The sequence below is a fragment of the Pseudomonas sp. P7779 genome (genome assembly GCF_013386315.1).
Lineage (GTDB): Bacteria > Pseudomonadota > Gammaproteobacteria > Pseudomonadales > Pseudomonadaceae > Aquipseudomonas.
Map to the genome: position 1 here is coordinate 1 of NZ_JACARZ010000030.1, position 15,377 is coordinate 15,377.

Sequence of the window (15,377 nt, forward strand, 5' to 3'; positions counted from 1 at the left end):
CCACGGTCCAAAGCCGGAGTGAGGGCACTCCGAGCCTAGGCGAGGAGCCGAGTGGTGGGGCAAGAGCGTTTTGCTTACTTTTGCGCTTTTCAAAAGTGAGCCGCTGTAAGAGCGGAACCAATAGCGGCCATAACCGCAAAAACGGATATGTACCCAGGCAGATCAGAAATTCTGCCCCATGGAGAACTGGAACACCTGCTTGGTCGCATTCTCCGGCGTACGAACCGGCAACGCCAGGTTGATACTCAACGGCCCCAACGGGCTGTACCACGTAGCCCCAACCCCCACAGATGCACCCAGCTGACTCAGGTCAACCCCATTACAACCCTGGGTAGTACTGAGGGCACACTTGTCCGAATAAACGTTACCCACATCCCAGAACACAGACGTTCGCACCGATTTATTATCTTTAAGGAACGGCATCGGAAACAGATATTCCGCCCCCCCGGTAATCAGGATGTTGCCCCCCAACGCCTCAGGACTGCGGTCGCTGTAGTACTGCTGGCCCGCACTGGCATACGCCCCTGTCGCCGGCGTACTGCGCGGCCCAAGCGTGCCGCTTTCAAACCCGCGCACCGAACCTTCACCCCCGGCCGTGTAGTTTTCATAAAACGGCAGGCCGTCCGTCGAGCCGTACCCGTTGGCGTAACCGAGCTTGGTATGCAAACGCAGCGTCGTCGAATTGGTGATCGGCACAAATGTCTGCCCGGAATAATCGAGTTTGTAGAAACTCAAGTCACTGCCCGGAAGCGTCACCGTCAGGTTCAGGTTCTGCGAGTAACCACGGGTCGGCATCACGCCTTTGTTCAACGTCGACTCCGACCACCCAAGGTTGGCCTTGAAGTTGGTGAACTCACTGCCTTCGCGCTGAAGAAAATCGTAGATCTCATCAGAGCTGTAGATGCCCGGGTCGATACTGTCGTGTTGCACCGTCAGGCCGAAACTCAACCGCGAGGTTTCATTGATCGGGTAGCCGAGTGTGGCCCCCAGGCCGTAACTGTTGATGGAGTAGTAGGAAACACCGCTGCCATCGTCGTAGTAGTTGTTGTAATCGGTGGCACTGTAGAACGCGTTATAGCCCAGGCTCACCCCGTCCGGCGTGAAGTAGGGGTTGGTAAAGCCAATGTTGTACTTGCTCTGGTACTGCGAGCGGGTCAGGCCCAGGCTGGCATAATCTCCGGTGCCCAGGAAGTTGTTCTGGGTGATCGAACCGCCAAGGATCAGCCCGGCATCCTGGGCAAAACCGACGCTGGCGGTAATCGAGCCGGACGCTTGTTCTTCGACCGCGTAGTTCACATCAAGCTGGTCGTCGACCCCCGCCACGGCTGGGGTTTCGACGTTGACCTCCTTGAAGAAGCCCAGGCGCTCAAGGCGAACCTTGGACTGGTCGATCAGGTAGGTCGACGCCCAGCCACCTTCCATCTGGCGCATTTCCCGGCGCAGCACCTGGTCGTCGGTCTTGGTGTTGCCACGGAAGTTGATGCGGTTCACATAGGCCCGTTTGCCCGGGTCGACCGCAAACACGATGTCCACGGTGTGGTCTTCATCGTGGGGCGTGGGCATGCCGTTGACGTTGGCGAAGGTGTAGCCGTCGTTACCCAGGCGCCGGGTGATCAGGTCCGAGGTGGTGGTCATCAGCTTGCGCGAGAACACCTGGCCTTTCTGCACCAGCAACAGGGCTTCAAGCTGGTCCTGGGGCACTTTCAAGTCGCCGCTGAGCTTCACGTCACGCACCGTGTATTTCTCGCCTTCGTTGATGTTGACGGTGATATAGACGTGCTTCTTGTCCGGGGTGATGGACACCTGGGTCGAGGTGATGTCCATGTTGATATAACCACGGTCCAGGTAATAGGAGCGCAGGCGTTCCAGGTCCCCGGTGAGTTTTTCACGGGCGTACTTGTCATCGTTGGTGAAGAACGACAGCCAGTTGCTGGTCTTGAGGGTGAACGTGCCGATCAGTTCCTTGTCGGTAAACACGTGGTTGCCCACCACGTTGATGTGCTGGATCGCGGCCACGGAGCCTTCGTCGATCTTGACCTTCAGGCCCACGCGGTTACGCGGCTGCGGCAGCACTTCGGTGTCGACCGTGGCCGAATAGCGACCCTGGGCCACGTACTGGCGCTGCAGTTCGTTGCGCATGCCTTCCAGGGTGGCGCGCTGGAAGATCTCGCCCTCGGCCAGGCCCGACTGCTTCATGCCCTTGAGCAGGTCTTCGGTGGAGATGGCCTTGTTGCCTTCGAACTCGATGCTGGACACCGATGGGCGCTCGACCACATTGATGATCAGCACCGTGCCGTCGCGGCTCAATTGGATGTCCTGGAAGAAGCCGGTCTTGAACAACGCACGGGTGGAATCCACCAGCCGTCGGTCATCCGCTTCGTCCCCCACGTTCAGCGGCAAGGCACCAAACACGCTGCCCGCCGAGACCCGTTGCAGACCGTTGATACGGATATCCGAGATTTTGAAGGCTTCAGCGTGTGCAAGTGTGACATTGAGCAGCAGCGCAACCGAGCAGAGCAGGCGCGAAAAATTCATCAAGATCTTTTCCAGAACACATCGACAAGCAGCGCAAGCGCGCCGGGATGACTCGCCGCAGACGGGTCACCACAACGCGGCCAGACGGGTGGACGGCAAGCATAAGAGCGGCGCGGGTTTGGTGCGGTTAACCAAGTGTCAAGTTAGGTAAAGGTTGGCCCCGGGGCGATGAGGCTGGGCGATACTGTGGGGGTACCCTTTCACGAGCTCGCCATGATCCGCGTATTGCTAGTCGACGATGACCAGGAACTGACTGAAATGCTGGGCCAATACCTGGAGCATGAAGGCTTTGAGGCGACCTGTGTGCACACCGGCGAGGAGGGTGAGGTCGAGGCACTGTCGGGGCGCTACAGCATTGTGGTGCTGGACGTGATGCTGCCCAGGCTGTCGGGCATCGAGGTGCTCCGGCGTATCCGGGCCAGCAGCCAGGTGCCGGTGGTGTTGCTCACGGCCCGGGGCGACAACATCGACCGGATCACCGGGCTGGAACTCGGCGCGGACGATTATGTGCCCAAGCCCAGTTCCCCGGGTGAGCTGGTGGCGCGGCTGCGCGCGATCATGCGCCGGGTGCAGCCCGTGGACCCGCCGGCCGCTGACGTGATCAAGACCGGCGCCCTGGTGCTCTGGCCCGGCAAGCGCCAGGCCCTCTGGAAAGGCTGCGCACTGGGGCTGACCAGTACCGAATTCAGCCTACTTGAAGTGCTGGCCCGGTGCGCCGGCCAGGTGGTGAGCAAAAAGGACCTGTCGCTCAATGCCCTGGGCTGCCCGTTGACCCGCTATGACCGGCGCATCGACGTGCATATCAGCAGCATTCGCCAGAAGTTGGGCCCGCGCCCGGATGCCAAGGCCTGGATCCAGAGCGTGCGTGGCCTCGGTTACCTGTTGATCGCCGAATGATGAAACCCAGCCGGCTGTTCTGGAAACTGTTCCTGGCCTTTTGGCTGGCCACCAGCCTGACGTTCCTGGTGGGCTTGAGCATTCTCGTGGCGGGCAGCCTGGGCCCCGGGGACCATCATCTGGATGCGATCCTGGCCAGCGAAGAACAGTTGCTGGAACAGTACGGTGTCGAGTCGGGCCGCCAGCTCCTGGCGGTGTGGCAGCCACCCCACGGCCAAGCCATTGGCGTTTATGACAGTGCCGGTCAATTGCTGGCCGGCACGCCGGTCTCGCAGGTGGCTTATGAAAAGTCGCTGATCAGCAAGGACGGGGCCGCGCTGTCCCTCAGGTCTTCCCATCCTCCCCACGAACCCGGGCGCCTGGGCCACTGGATCCCGCTGATCATCGGCACGCTGATGAGCGCGCTGTTCAGTGGGTACATGGCCTACTACCTGGCGTGGCCGCTGGCTTATCTGCGGCGGGCGATGGGCGACGTTGCGCTGGGCCGCTTCGAAACCCGGGTGCGGCCGATGATGGGCAAGCGCCGTGATGAAATCGTCGACCTGGCCGAAGACTGCGACCGCATGGCCAACCAGCTCAAGCTGCTGGTGGAGGCCCAGCAACAGCTGCTGCACGACATCTCCCATGAACTGCGCTCACCGTTGACGCGCCTGCAAGTGGCCATCGGGCTGTTGCAGCAAGACCCGGCACGCCAGGAAATGCTCGGGCGCATCCAGCGTGAATCGGCGCGCATGGACACGCTGATCGAGGCGCTGTTGACCCTGGCGCGCGTGCAGGGCCGCCCCGAAAGTATCGAGCGCGAGCCGGTGGATATCGTCGAATTGCTGGCCGTGATTGTCGAGGATGCTCAGTTCGAGGCGGGTATCAAAGGCTGCAGTGTCAGCTTGCAGGCGTGTCCGGACTTTGTCAGTCGGGCCAGCGGCGAGCTGCTGTATCGGTGTTTCGAAAATGTCATTCGAAATGCCGTGCGCTACACGCAGCCTGATACCACGGTGCAGGTTTCGGCGGAGGTCAGCCCCGACAACCGTTGGCTGCGGGTGTTGATCACCGATCAGGGGCCGGGAGTTGAAAACCTGCGGCTGCGGAGTATTTTCGAGCCTTTCGAACGTGGCCCGAATGACAACGATGCCGGTTTCGGACTGGGCCTGGCGATCGCCTTGAGGTCCGTGGAAATGCATGGCGGCACCATCGAGGCGCACAACGAGCCGTCCGGCGGGTTGAGCGTGGAAATCATCCTGCCTCGGGTGGGATCTTTACACGATATTACATTGGCTTGACCGCCCTGTACGCCCTGCGCCTTTAGACTTTTCTCCTGCGTGAGCTGATGTTCAGTGACGCCATTGGCGTGGAGGTGGCGATGTTTCAGGTGCACAAAAAAGGCTTCGTGGCCGGCAAGAAAATGGTCGACGGCCTGGTGCCTTACGATTTCTTCTGTGAAGACAGCCCGGCGATCAACCTGTTCGTGTTTACCGGCTCTGCGGCCCTCGGCCAAACCGTGGAAGAGCAGACATTGTGGGGCTTTACCCGGCTGGAGCGGTTTGAAGCCATGACCGGCGCCCTGGTGGCGAACAAGAAGAACGACGGCTGGTTTCAAAGCGTCAACGTGCTCACCGGGCCCAATCAGAACGGCACCCAAAGTGTGAAATTCCAGCGCGTGCTGAAGATCATCAAGCACGCCACCGCTACGGGCCGCGCGACCAGCAAGTTTGAATACGAGATTCATACGGATGAAGGCGACACCTACTTCACCCGCCGACCCGCTGCACCCGACAGTGCGCAAACCGTCATCTATGCGGCGGATCAATAGCGCGGCTGCCGGAGTTCAAAAAGAGCGAAAAGGGGACAGATTTATTTATAAAATAGATCTGTCCCCTTTTTACCGTCCCCTTTTTACCGTTACATGCCGGCAGCCTCTACCGGTGCTGAAACCTTGGCAACGAAGCAATCCGCATCTTCGGCTCCTGCAACCTGGCCAGGTCACTGGCAATCTGCGCCCGCCAGAAATGCGCCCCGGCCAGTTGCGCATCCACCCACGCCTGGCGCAGCAACACCTTGGCCTTGTCCACCGACCCGTACTGGGCCTGGCGCAGAATCAGCTGCGCCTTGATCCGCAACATCTGCGGCACGAACCAGCGCTCATGCCGGCCCAGCGCCAATTGCAGGGTATCTTCCAACACCTCCAGCGCCAGTTTCTCCAGGCCCAGCCGCGCCAGCCCCAGGGCGTATTCACAACGCAGCAAGCTATAAAGCTGGCTATCGCCTTGGCCATGCAGGTGATGCAAGGCCTCACCCAGCAACGGCACGCCTTCTTCGGGCGCCCCCTGGCGGATCAGCAGGATGCTCTCGAAGCACAGCCGAAACTGACGCCAGATGTGCAGGTCCTGCTGGGTCGTGCTGTCTTGCAGCAAGCCCAGGTAGTACCGCACCTTGGGCAGGTTGGACGCCAACAGCGCCAGGGGAATTGCCCCCAGGCACAGGGTGTACCAGAGGGTCGCGGGGTGATCGAGGGTGATGGCTTCATCGACGCAACTGCCGATCAGGCGCAGCGCCGGGTCGACATCGCCTTCCAGCAACTGCACCTGTGCCTTGAGGCAGCGGGCGGCGATGCGCTGGTCAAAATGCACGTCGATAATGTGCGAGCGCGGGGCTGACGGTGACCCCAGTGCCTCGTCGATATTCTGTCGGGCGCCGGCCAGGTCCCCCATGTGAAACAACGCCAGCGCGCGCATACGTTTACCCAGCAGTTGCTGGTTGCCGCTGTGGCTCAGGCTGATGTAGCGCTCGGCCAATTCCAGCGCTTCGGCGTACTGGTTGCAGCCGCAGCGGTCACTCCACAGGCCCCACAGCGCCCGCAGCTTGTGCTCGGCATCGCCCAGGTCGCGGGCGTCTTCACGCACCTGGCGCCAGGCTTCGCGCATTGGCCCGCCGGTGCCATAGGTGAGCATCAGCACGCTGGCCAGGGCGGTTTGCAACAGCATGCGCTGGCGCAGCGGCAGCGGGGTGGTGGCGGCGCTGGCCAGGCCTTTGTCGACCCAGGTACGGCACTCGCTGACCAGCGACAGGCGCAGCCACAAAGGCACACCGCCCAGGGTCAGTTCGATGCCGGTGGGCAGGTCGCCCGAGGCTGAAAAGGCCCACTCCAGCGCGGTGCGGATGGTGTTGATTTCCGGGCCGTAGAGGCCGATCCAGGTCTCGGGAGAAAGCCCGTCGAGGGTCTGCCCGGCGTCCTGCAATACGCCCAGCGCATACAGTGCATGACGCTGGCGGGTGGCGTCGGCTTCGCCGTGTTCGTTGAGTTTCTCCAGGGCGTAGGCGCGGGTGGTTTCCAGCAGGCGGTAGCGCTTGAGCAACTGCGATTCACCGGCGATCAGCAGCGACTTGTCCATCAGGCTTTCCAGCAAGGGCAGGGCATTGCGTGCATCGAGGGTGCTGCTGGCGGTCATGGCCTTGACCGCGTCCAGGGTAAAAGAACCGGTGAACACCGCCAGTTGGCGCAACATGGCCTGTTCGTCGCCGGTGAGCATCGAGTAGGTCCAGTCCAGGGTCGCGCTCAGTGAACGGTGGCGGGCGAGGGCGGTACGCCGGCCGGTCATTTGCAGGCGGAAGCTGCCGTCGAGCAACCCCACCAGGTCCTGGATGCCAAAGGTGCGGACCCGCGCTGCGGCGATTTCGATGGCCAGGGCGTTGCTATCGAGCTTGCGACAGATGGCGCTGGCGGCGGCGACGTCGGTGTCCTTGAACACGAAGCCGGGGTCGAGGGCCTTGACCCGTTCGATGAACAACGCGATGCCCGACCAGGTCATGGCTTGCTCGGCACTCAAGTTCACGTCTTCGTCCGGCACCAGCAGCGGTGCGAGGTCGTGCACCCGTTCGCCTTCGGCCCGCAGCGGTTCGCGGCTGGTGGTCAGCACGCAGCACTGGGGCGCGCAGCGCAGCAGCACTTCGACGACGTCGGCGGTGGCTTGCAGCACGTGCTCGCAGTTGTCGAGCACCAGCAGCAACGGGCTGTTGGCGAGCATCGAGGCCACGCTTTGCAAGGGCTCGTCACTTACGCTTTGAATGCCCAGCGCGTTGGCGAGCATGCCGGCCACCCATTGGCCGCTGGTGGCGGGGGCCAGGTCGACGAAGCACATGCCCTGGTGAAAGCGGCCCTGCAGCAGCTGCGCCACGGCCAGGGCCACGGTGGTCTTGCCGATGCCGCCGGGGCCGGTGATGGTCACGAAACGCTGGCTCAGTACCTGGTCGGCCAGGCTCAGGATCAGCTGTTCGCGGCCAATCACCGTGGTGGGCGCCGGTTGCAGGTTCGGTGCCTCTACTGTCGGGGCGGGCAGCAGGGCCTGGGTCATAGCGCCTTCACTCACCGCCTGCATCGTCACCGGCGCGACAAACCGATAACCCCGGCCTGGCACGGTGACGATGTAGCTGAAGTTGCCGTCATCCCCCAGCGCCCGGCGCAGCGCAACGATCTGCGCGCGCAGGTTGCATTCCTCCACCACCACCTTGGGCCAGGCGAAAGAGATCAGCTCGGACTTTTCCAGCAACTCGCCAGCCCGGCTGGCGAGGGCGATCAGCAAGTACAAGGCGCGGCTGCCGAGGGTCACCGGCTCGCCGTTGCGCAGCAATACATGCTGGCGCGCCAACAAGAGAAAGGGGCCAAAACCGATTGCATTCTCGGTGTGGTCCGGGGCCTGGGGGGCGAGGTCCGTGAAGGACGCTGCGGGGTATTTGCTCGAACTCATCAATTTGTCCTTTTTTGTAGTCGGGCTTGTTATTGGCGATCAGGCCATTCGCCCTTTTGGGTGCTTACGTGCGGCAGCAGGCTTGGAGAGTTGAAGTCGATCAAAAAGGTGAGAATTGCCGCCCTCCTTTGGGGCATGGACGTTGTTATAGGGCGCGGGGCCGTTGGGTTTCAGGCGATGAGACTGTTTCAATTTAGAAACATTTTATTACTAGAAAACCTGATGTAGCAGAATGTATGCCAGTTGGCATGTAACAAAGATGACAACAACCGTATGAAATTTATGGGGATTTTTGAGGTCGTCGAAGGCGGGGGAAGGTGGGTGTTCGGAAAGGCGAATATTTCTAATTGTGTCGTTCGGGATGCCGAATAAAACGGCGGTGGTTTGGCGTGGTTTTTTTGGCTGTGTATCAGACTGTGTATCAGCACCCACCTGATACACCGGCATGAATAGAAGGAGGAAACGCGACACAGACGGGATACACGCCTGGCTTTAAATCTGTCTACCAGATGGCGCAGGCGGTCACCCACCGCACAAGCGCCCTGGCCACATTCAGTCAAGCCAGGAGATTCAACAATGAAGCGCCATTACGCAGCCCTTGCCGCCACCCTCGCACTGTCCCTCGGTGCCTTCGCCGCCACCGCCCATGCCGAGGATGCCAAGCCTCAGGAAAAATGCTTCGGCGTGTCCCTCGCCGGTGCCAACGATTGCGCCGCCGGTGCCGGGACTTCCTGCGCCGGCACCGCCAAGGCGGATTACCAGGGCAACGCCTGGGTGCTGGTGGACAAAGGCACCTGCACCCAGATCAAAACCCCCAAAGGCTTCGGCAGCCTGACGGAACAACCATGATTGCCCTGGCCCCTGCGGTGCTCAAGCGTGTGCTGCCTGAGGCGCTGCTGTTGCTGGTGGCCCGCCTCGGGATCGCTTCGGTGTTTTTCCTCTCGGGCCGCACCAAGGTGACCGGTTTCCTGCAGCTCAAGCCGTCGACCTACACCTTGTTTCGCTCGGAATACGCCTTGCCGCTGGTGCCGCCGGACTGGGCAGCGCACCTGGCGACCTACGCCGAGCATCTGTTCCCGCTGTTGCTGGTGCTGGGCCTGCTGACCCGCCCGGCGGCTGCCGCGCTGTTGGGCATGACCCTGGTGATCGAGGTGTTCGTGTACCCCGACGCCTGGCCGACCCACCTGACCTGGGCGGGCTTGTTGCTGCCGCTGCTGGCGTATGGCGGCGGGGCCTGGTCACTGGACCGCGTGCTGTCCGGCCAACGCCGTTAACCCTTTCACAACAATGATCAGGCCCCAAGGCCTGTGGAGAGTCGCATGCGTATTCTTTCTTCCCTGGCGATCGCCATGGCACTCGCTACACCGTTGGTGGCCTCGGCCGCCGATGCAGCCAAGCCCCAGCCGGGCACCGGTAAAAGCGTGGTGATCGTGCCCGGTTCCTTTGTCGACGGCTCCGGCTGGCGAGTGGTGCACGACATCCTGATTCACAAGGGCTACAAGGTCACCGTGGTGCATCAGGGCCATGAAAGCCTCGCCGCCGACGTGGCCGAGGCCCGCGAAGTGCTGGAGCAGCAGGTCGGCCCGGTGGTGCTGGTGGGTCACAGCTCAGGCGGCGGGGTGATCTCGATTGCCGGTGACCGCGACAAGGTCAAGTCGATGGTCTATGTCTCGGCCCTGCAACCGGAAGTCGGCGAGAACATGAGCCAGCTGCTGTCGTCGATGCCGGCGCCGAGCAATGACGTGATGCAGACCCGCGACGGGCATCTGTTCTTTGATCGCACCAAGTTCAATGCCGATTTTGCTGCCGACCTGACCACCAACCGCACCGACTTCATGGCCGCCTCCCAGGTGCCGGCCACCACCGCGCTGTTCGGCGGCACCGTGTGGGCCGCGGCCTGGCACAAGAAGCCGACCTACGCCGTGGTGTCCACCGAAGACCGTGCCCTGAGCCCCGATCTGCAGCGCTGGATGTACAAGCGCGCCGGCTCGAAAGTCACTGAAATCAAGGCCAGCCACTCGGTGTACATCTCCCAGCCCGAGGCTGTGGCGAAGGTCATCGAAGACGCGGCATCCGTCATCAAATAAACCCCACCCCCGAGGAGTAATACCCATGAGCACATCCATCAAATCCCGCTTGAGCCTTGCCACTGCTGCCGCCCTGATCGCCATGGCGTCCGCTTCCTTCGCGGCCGCCGCCAGCGCCGCCGACCAGCCGGAACAGCCGGGTCGCTGCTACGGCGTGAACAACTGCAAGGGCGAAAGCCTGTGCGCCACGGCCAAGAACGATTGCAAGGGCCTCAACAGCTGCAAGGGCCAGGGCGTTGTCGTCAAGACCCCGTCCGAGTGCCTGAAGCTGGGCGGCACCACTACCGAACCGAAGTAACACCCCGGCGGGCCCAGGTTGGGCCCGCCGCCTATTTATGCAACGGAGACCACATGATGCCGACACCCAACCCGCGTTTTCCAGGCTATGGCCTGGGGCTGCGCAAGGAACACTACAGCGAGTTCCTGGAGAACCCGGTGGCGGTGGATTTCGTTGAAGTGATCTCCGAGAATTTCATGGTCGCGGGCGGCCAGCCCCGGCACATCCTGCGCCAGATTCGCGAGCGGTATCCGGTGGCGCTGCACGGGGTGTCGATGTCGATCGGCACGGCCGAGGGCCTCGATCGCGATTACCTGAAACGCCTCAAGTCGCTGGTGGACGAGATCGAACCGCTGTTTGTGTCCGACCACTTGAGCTGGTCCCGCAGCGGGGGTTTCAACTCCCATGATCTGTTGCCGGTGCCTTACACCCATGAGGCATTGGACCGGGTCTGCGCCAATATCGACCTGGCTCAAGAAGTGTTGGGCCGCACGATGCTGTTTGAAAACCCGTCCAGCTACCTGGCCTTTGATGGCGCGTCCATGAGCGAGTGGGAATTCATCGCCGCCATGTCCCGGCGCACCGGCTGCGAGCTGTTGCTGGACGTCAATAATGTGTTTGTCAGCGCCAGCAACCATGGCTTTGACGCTCTCGCGTTTCTCGACGGGATTCCGGCCGAGCGGGTCCGGCAAATTCACCTGGCCGGCCATAGCCAGGGCCGCGATTTGCTGATCGACAGCCACGACAGCCCGGTGTGTGACGGCGTCTGGGACTTGTATGCCAAGGCCGTTGCGTTGCTCGGCCCGGTCGCCACGATGATCGAGCGCGATGACGAGATCCCGCCCCTGGCAGAGCTGCTGGAGGAGCTGTCGATCGCCCGCATGCTCGGTGCCTCCGAGGCCTACAAGCGTGCGCAGGTGCGCTCATGAATCTCGCGCAATGGCAGCAGGCTTTTCATACCTGGCTGGTGAGTGCCTCGGAGCAGTCGGCCGAGATGTTGGGTAACAAGGCCGCGGGACTGGCGGTGTATCAGAACAACTACCGCGCGCAATTGGTGGGTTGCCTGGAACAGGCGTTTCCCAACCTGCGGCGCTGGGTCGGGGACGAGGCGTTCCTGGCCGCGTGCGTCAGCCATATCGACCGGCATCCGCCCCATGCCTGGACCCTGGACGTCTATCCCGAGGGTTTTCATCTGACCCTGGGCGAACTGTTCCCCAACAATCCCGACGTGCATGAACTGGCCTGGATCGAGTCGTCGCTCAATGAAGCATTTGTCGCCGCCGATGCCAGCCCGTTGCCCATGGACGTGCTGGCGTCGGTGGATTGGGACACGGCACGCCTGCAACTCACGCCGTCGCTGCGCTGCCATGGGCTGACCACCAACGCCGAGGCGATCTGGTCGGCATTGTGGCAGCAAACCCCGGCGCCCGAGGCGCTGATGCTGGCCGAGGCCGGTGGGCTGCTGGTGTGGCGCCGCCAGTTCACCTCGCGCTTGCGCCAGGTCGATGCGCTGGAGTTCCAGGCCTTGGTGCACCTGCAAGGCGACGGCAGTTTTGCCGGGTTGTGCGAGTTTCTGGTGGAGCGCCTGGGGGAGGAGGAGGGCGTGGCAAAAGCCGGTGAGTGGCTGGCCGGCTGGATCGGCAGCGAGTTGATTGTGGGGGTTGTTGACGACCTTCCAGTGTCGAATTTTTCGGAGCTATAAACCCATGTCTTTTTTCAATCGCCGTCGCTTTCTGATTTCCAGCGCCATTGCTTCAGTCGCGCTGTCACTGCCGGTATGGGCGGCGCCTGCGCCCTGGACGATCCGCCAGGTCAGCACCGACCTGCTGGATATCGGCTACTACGAAGCCGGCCCGGAAGGCGGCCGGCCGATCATTTTGCTGCATGGGGCTGACGGCGACCTTGAGCGTTTTGCCGAGGTCTCGCCGCATCTGGTGTCCCAAGGCTTTCGGGTAGTCATCCCGTACCTGCGAGGCCATGGCAGCACCACGCAACTGGACAAGGCTGCGCCCGCCGTCACTCAGGAAGTCGTTCTCGGCCAGGACGTTCTGGACCTGATGAACGCCTTGCACATCCCCGAGGCGGTGCTCGGCGGGTTCGATCTCGGCGGCCGCGCTGCCACCGCCGCGGCGACCTTGCGGCCAAGCCGTTGCGTGGCATTGGTCACCGTCAACAGCGCGCCGCAGCCCGCCCTGGCCGAGGTGCTGGTGCAGATGGCGCAGATGGGCAAATGGCGCACCTGAACATGAATATTTGGACAGCCGCGCATTTGCCCGCTGAAAAAAAAGGCCGCTGCCCGTAATCTAGACGCCTTTGCCACGTGTGCGGATTGTCCATGTCTTCAGTAGCTGATGGGTTGCCCAGTGATAAGCGTCTAGCGGCGGTTGTCGCCATTTCCCTGGGGATCGGCATGGCGACCCTCGACACGGCCATCGTCAACACCGCGTTGCCGACCCTGGCCGAAGGGATTGGCACCGACTCCGCTTCGGTGATCTGGGTGGTCAATGCCTACCAGTTGGCGACCATTGCGGCGGTGCTGCCCTTTGCGTCCCTGAGTGATGTGGTCGGCCACCGCCGGGTGTTCCTCGGCGGCTTGCTGGTGTTTGTGGTGGCGTCGCTGTTTTGCGGGCTGGCCTGGTCACTGCCGACGCTGACTGCCGCCCGGGTGGTGCAGGGCCTGGGCGCTGCGGCAATCATGAGCGTGAACATTGCGCTGCTGCGGCACATCTACCCGGCAAAAATCCTCGGCCGGGGGCTGGGGTATAACTCACTGGTGGTGGGGCTGGCGTTTACCCTGGGGCCGACGGCGGCGTCGGCGATTCTATCGGTGGCTACCTGGCACTGGTTGTACCTGATCAACCTGCCCCTTGGGGCATTGGCCCTGTGGCTCGGGGTGCGGGCGATTCCGGTGATCCCGATCACCGGGCATGCCTTCGACCGGCTGGCGGCAATTCTCTGCGCCGGGTTGTTTGCCCTGCTGGTGCTGGGCCTGGGCTCGGCGGTGCACGGTGCGCAGGCGGTGTTGACGCTGGGGCTGATCGCCGTGGCGCTGCTGTGCGGGCTGTTGCTGATCCGCCGTCAGGCCGGGCACCCGGCGCCGATGCTTGCGGTGGATCTGTTCAAGCGCCCGCTGTTCACCTTGTCGGCCCTCACCGCGATTTGCGCGTTCAGCGCCCAGGGGCTGGCGTTTGTGTCGCTGCCGTTCCTGTTGCAAACGGTGTTGGGGCACAGCCAGGTGGCCACCGGTTTCCTGATGACGCCGTGGCCGGCGGTGGTCGCGGTGATGGCGCTGATTGCCGGGCGCCTGGCGGACCGTATCTCCCTGGCGTTGTTGTGCGGCATCGGCCTGGTGATGTTGAGCGCGGGCATGGCCTCGCTGGCGACCCTGGGCAACGACGCCTCGACCTTCGATATCGGTTGGCGCATGGCCCTGTGTGGCGCCGGGTTCGGTTTTTTCCAGTCGCCCAACCTCAAGGCGATCATGACCAGCGCACCGATTGCCCGCAGCGGGGGAGCCAGCGGGATCGTCGCCACGTCGCGGTTGATGGGGCAGACACTCGGCGCTTCGTTGGTGGCGTTGTGTTTCCACCTGTCCCTGAGCAGCGGCCCGCAGTACGCGTTGTGGCTGGGCTGCGGGTTTGCCCTGGTGGGCGCGGTGGCCAGCGGGTTGCGCCTGATGCAGGACGGCGCCAAGGTTTAATTATTTGGGCCTTGTAAAACCTTGAGGTAGACGGCTACCGTGGCCGTCTAAATAATTCTGAATGTTTCAGCTTTTATGTCTGATCTGGCCCAACGCAGTGCTGATTCCCACTCCCGCCGTGCCGCGCTGACCCTTGGCCTGTGCCTGCCCAGTGACGTGTTGCTGTACCTGGTGCTGCCGATGGAGTCCCAGGCGTTCGGTATCACCCTGGCCCAGGCCGGGGTGCTGCTGGCGGCCAACCGCCTGGTGCGGATCTTCGGCTACAAGCATGTTCTGAATTTCTACGCCCGCAACGGTGATCGGCTGACGTGCTCCATTGCCGCCGGCGCGGCGGCGGTGTGTGCTCTTGGCAACTCGATGCTGTCCGGGTTTGCGGCCTTGCTCGGGCTTCGGTTGGTCTGGGGCCTGTGTTTTGCGGCGTTGAACCTTTCCACTCAAGTATTGGCTACCTCTGAACCGCTGGGTGCGGCGCGGCGGGCGGGGCGGTCGCGGGCGTTGATTGCCCTGGGGCCGATGCTGGCCTTGCCGTTGGGTGGGTGGCTGACGTTGCAGGTGGGGCCGCGGCCGATCTTCTGGATTCTGGCGGTGTGTTGCCTGGTGGGGTTGTGGATGGCGCGGGGGTTGCCGACTGCGAGTCACAATTTGCATGGCACGCCGGGGCGGCGGTTCAAGTTGCCTGACAGTGTGGCGACCTGGTCGTTTATCGAAGGGGTGGCGCTGGATGGGCTGTTTATCTTTGGCCTGTCGATTCAGGCGCAGAAGCTGCTGGGGGGCAATGCGGTATTGATTGCCGGTGGGTTGATGGCGTTGCGTTATGTGTCGGAGTTGCTTCTGAGTCCGCTGGGGGGGCGTGCTGCGCAGCAGTTTGGTGCTACGTCGATGTTGCTGCTGTTTTCGTTTCTCAGTGCGTTGGCGTTGGGGGCGTTTGGTAGTCATTGGGTGATTGTGGGGGCGGCGGCGGTGTTGGTGCTGCGGGCGTTGCAGTTGCCGTTGGTGACGACGCTGGTGGCGGAGCGTAATCCGGGGGCGATGCGGGTTTCGGCGTTGGCGTCGAATGCGGTGTGGCGTGATGTGGGGGCGGGGCTTGGGCCTTTGCTGGCGGGGTTGTTGTTGCCGGTGGCGTCGGCGCCGTGGGGGTTTGG

The 15,377-nt window shown here is 62.6% G+C and carries 14 protein-coding genes; 12 read left to right on the forward strand and 2 right to left on the reverse strand.

Annotated features, from left to right (window positions below):
• Positions 1-162 precede the first annotated feature (162 nt).
• A complete protein-coding gene (gene bamA / locus HX869_RS10790) occupies positions 163-2,535 on the reverse strand; it encodes an outer membrane protein assembly factor BamA (RefSeq protein WP_134326193.1) in 2,373 nt (790 codons plus the stop codon).
• A 213-nt stretch (positions 2,536-2,748) separates the two neighbouring features.
• On the opposite strand from bamA, the gene HX869_RS10795 reads away from it, so the two are divergent.
• From HX869_RS10795 to HX869_RS10805, 3 genes are all read left to right on the forward strand, one after another.
• Entirely contained in the window at positions 2,749-3,432 is a 684-nt protein-coding gene (locus HX869_RS10795; RefSeq protein WP_003211262.1) for a response regulator transcription factor, read from the forward strand.
• Positions 3,429-4,709, forward strand: a complete 1,281-nt coding sequence (locus HX869_RS10800) for an ATP-binding protein (protein WP_178903061.1) — start codon at positions 3,429-3,431, stop codon at positions 4,707-4,709. The genes HX869_RS10795 and HX869_RS10800 overlap by 4 nt, the downstream gene beginning before the upstream one ends.
• Positions 4,710-4,789: 80 nt before the next feature.
• Entirely contained in the window at positions 4,790-5,239 is a 450-nt protein-coding gene (locus tag HX869_RS10805; protein ID WP_043225222.1) for a hypothetical protein, read from the forward strand.
• Between the two features lie 106 nt (positions 5,240-5,345).
• On the opposite strand, the gene HX869_RS10810 is transcribed toward HX869_RS10805, so the two are convergent.
• Entirely contained in the window at positions 5,346-8,171 is a 2,826-nt protein-coding gene (locus HX869_RS10810) for a winged helix-turn-helix domain-containing protein (RefSeq protein ID WP_178903062.1), read from the reverse strand.
• A gap of 576 nt (positions 8,172-8,747) precedes the next feature.
• On the opposite strand from HX869_RS10810, the gene HX869_RS10815 reads away from it, so the two are divergent.
• The 9 genes from HX869_RS10815 to HX869_RS10855 all read left to right on the forward strand — a co-directional run.
• A complete protein-coding gene (locus HX869_RS10815; protein WP_003211270.1) occupies positions 8,748-9,020 on the forward strand; it encodes a DUF2282 domain-containing protein in 273 nt (90 codons plus the stop codon).
• On the forward strand, positions 9,017-9,445 hold the full coding sequence (locus HX869_RS10820) for a DoxX family protein (RefSeq protein WP_003211272.1): 429 nt from the start codon (positions 9,017-9,019) through the stop codon (positions 9,443-9,445). The genes HX869_RS10815 and HX869_RS10820 overlap by 4 nt, the downstream gene beginning before the upstream one ends.
• Positions 9,446-9,490: 45 nt before the next feature.
• Positions 9,491-10,258, forward strand: coding sequence for an alpha/beta fold hydrolase (locus HX869_RS10825; protein WP_003211274.1), 768 nt, complete (start codon positions 9,491-9,493; stop codon positions 10,256-10,258).
• A 25-nt stretch (positions 10,259-10,283) separates the two neighbouring features.
• A complete protein-coding gene (locus HX869_RS10830) occupies positions 10,284-10,556 on the forward strand; it encodes a hypothetical protein (protein WP_003211275.1) in 273 nt (90 codons plus the stop codon).
• Between the two features lie 56 nt (positions 10,557-10,612).
• Positions 10,613-11,464, forward strand: coding sequence for a DUF692 domain-containing protein (locus HX869_RS10835; RefSeq protein ID WP_087695391.1), 852 nt, complete (start codon positions 10,613-10,615; stop codon positions 11,462-11,464).
• Entirely contained in the window at positions 11,461-12,237 is a 777-nt protein-coding gene (locus tag HX869_RS10840; RefSeq protein ID WP_008430465.1) for a DNA-binding domain-containing protein, read from the forward strand. The genes HX869_RS10835 and HX869_RS10840 overlap by 4 nt, the downstream gene beginning before the upstream one ends.
• Positions 12,238-12,241: 4 nt before the next feature.
• Positions 12,242-12,778 carry an alpha/beta fold hydrolase gene (locus HX869_RS10845; RefSeq protein WP_178903063.1) on the forward strand — a complete coding sequence of 179 codons (537 nt, stop codon included), beginning with the start codon at positions 12,242-12,244 and terminating at the stop codon, positions 12,776-12,778.
• A gap of 92 nt (positions 12,779-12,870) precedes the next feature.
• On the forward strand, positions 12,871-14,235 hold the full coding sequence (locus tag HX869_RS10850; protein ID WP_023658995.1) for an MFS transporter: 1,365 nt from the start codon (positions 12,871-12,873) through the stop codon (positions 14,233-14,235).
• A 75-nt stretch (positions 14,236-14,310) separates the two neighbouring features.
• The coding region (locus tag HX869_RS10855; protein WP_178903064.1) for an MFS transporter at positions 14,311-15,377 on the forward strand (1,067 nt) is incomplete at its 3' end.

What these genes read in the sequence shown, in the direction of transcription:
- bamA (WP_134326193.1), bottom strand. Translation starts at nt 2,535, where the DNA reads ATGAATTTTTCGCGCCTGCTCTGCTCGGTTGCGCTGCTGCTCAATGTC.
- HX869_RS10795 (WP_003211262.1), top strand. Translation starts at nt 2,749, where the DNA reads ATGATCCGCGTATTGCTAGTCGACGATGACCAGGAACTGACTGAAATG.
- HX869_RS10800 (WP_178903061.1), top strand. Translation starts at nt 3,429, where the DNA reads ATGATGAAACCCAGCCGGCTGTTCTGGAAACTGTTCCTGGCCTTTTGG.
- HX869_RS10805 (WP_043225222.1), top strand. Translation starts at nt 4,790, where the DNA reads ATGTTTCAGGTGCACAAAAAAGGCTTCGTGGCCGGCAAGAAAATGGTC.
- HX869_RS10810 (WP_178903062.1), bottom strand. Translation starts at nt 8,171, where the DNA reads ATGAGTTCGAGCAAATACCCCGCAGCGTCCTTCACGGACCTCGCCCCC.
- HX869_RS10815 (WP_003211270.1), top strand. Translation starts at nt 8,748, where the DNA reads ATGAAGCGCCATTACGCAGCCCTTGCCGCCACCCTCGCACTGTCCCTC.
- HX869_RS10820 (WP_003211272.1), top strand. Translation starts at nt 9,017, where the DNA reads ATGATTGCCCTGGCCCCTGCGGTGCTCAAGCGTGTGCTGCCTGAGGCG.
- HX869_RS10825 (WP_003211274.1), top strand. Translation starts at nt 9,491, where the DNA reads ATGCGTATTCTTTCTTCCCTGGCGATCGCCATGGCACTCGCTACACCG.
- HX869_RS10830 (WP_003211275.1), top strand. Translation starts at nt 10,284, where the DNA reads ATGAGCACATCCATCAAATCCCGCTTGAGCCTTGCCACTGCTGCCGCC.
- HX869_RS10835 (WP_087695391.1), top strand. Translation starts at nt 10,613, where the DNA reads ATGCCGACACCCAACCCGCGTTTTCCAGGCTATGGCCTGGGGCTGCGC.
- HX869_RS10840 (WP_008430465.1), top strand. Translation starts at nt 11,461, where the DNA reads ATGAATCTCGCGCAATGGCAGCAGGCTTTTCATACCTGGCTGGTGAGT.
- HX869_RS10845 (WP_178903063.1), top strand. Translation starts at nt 12,242, where the DNA reads ATGTCTTTTTTCAATCGCCGTCGCTTTCTGATTTCCAGCGCCATTGCT.
- HX869_RS10850 (WP_023658995.1), top strand. Translation starts at nt 12,871, where the DNA reads ATGTCTTCAGTAGCTGATGGGTTGCCCAGTGATAAGCGTCTAGCGGCG.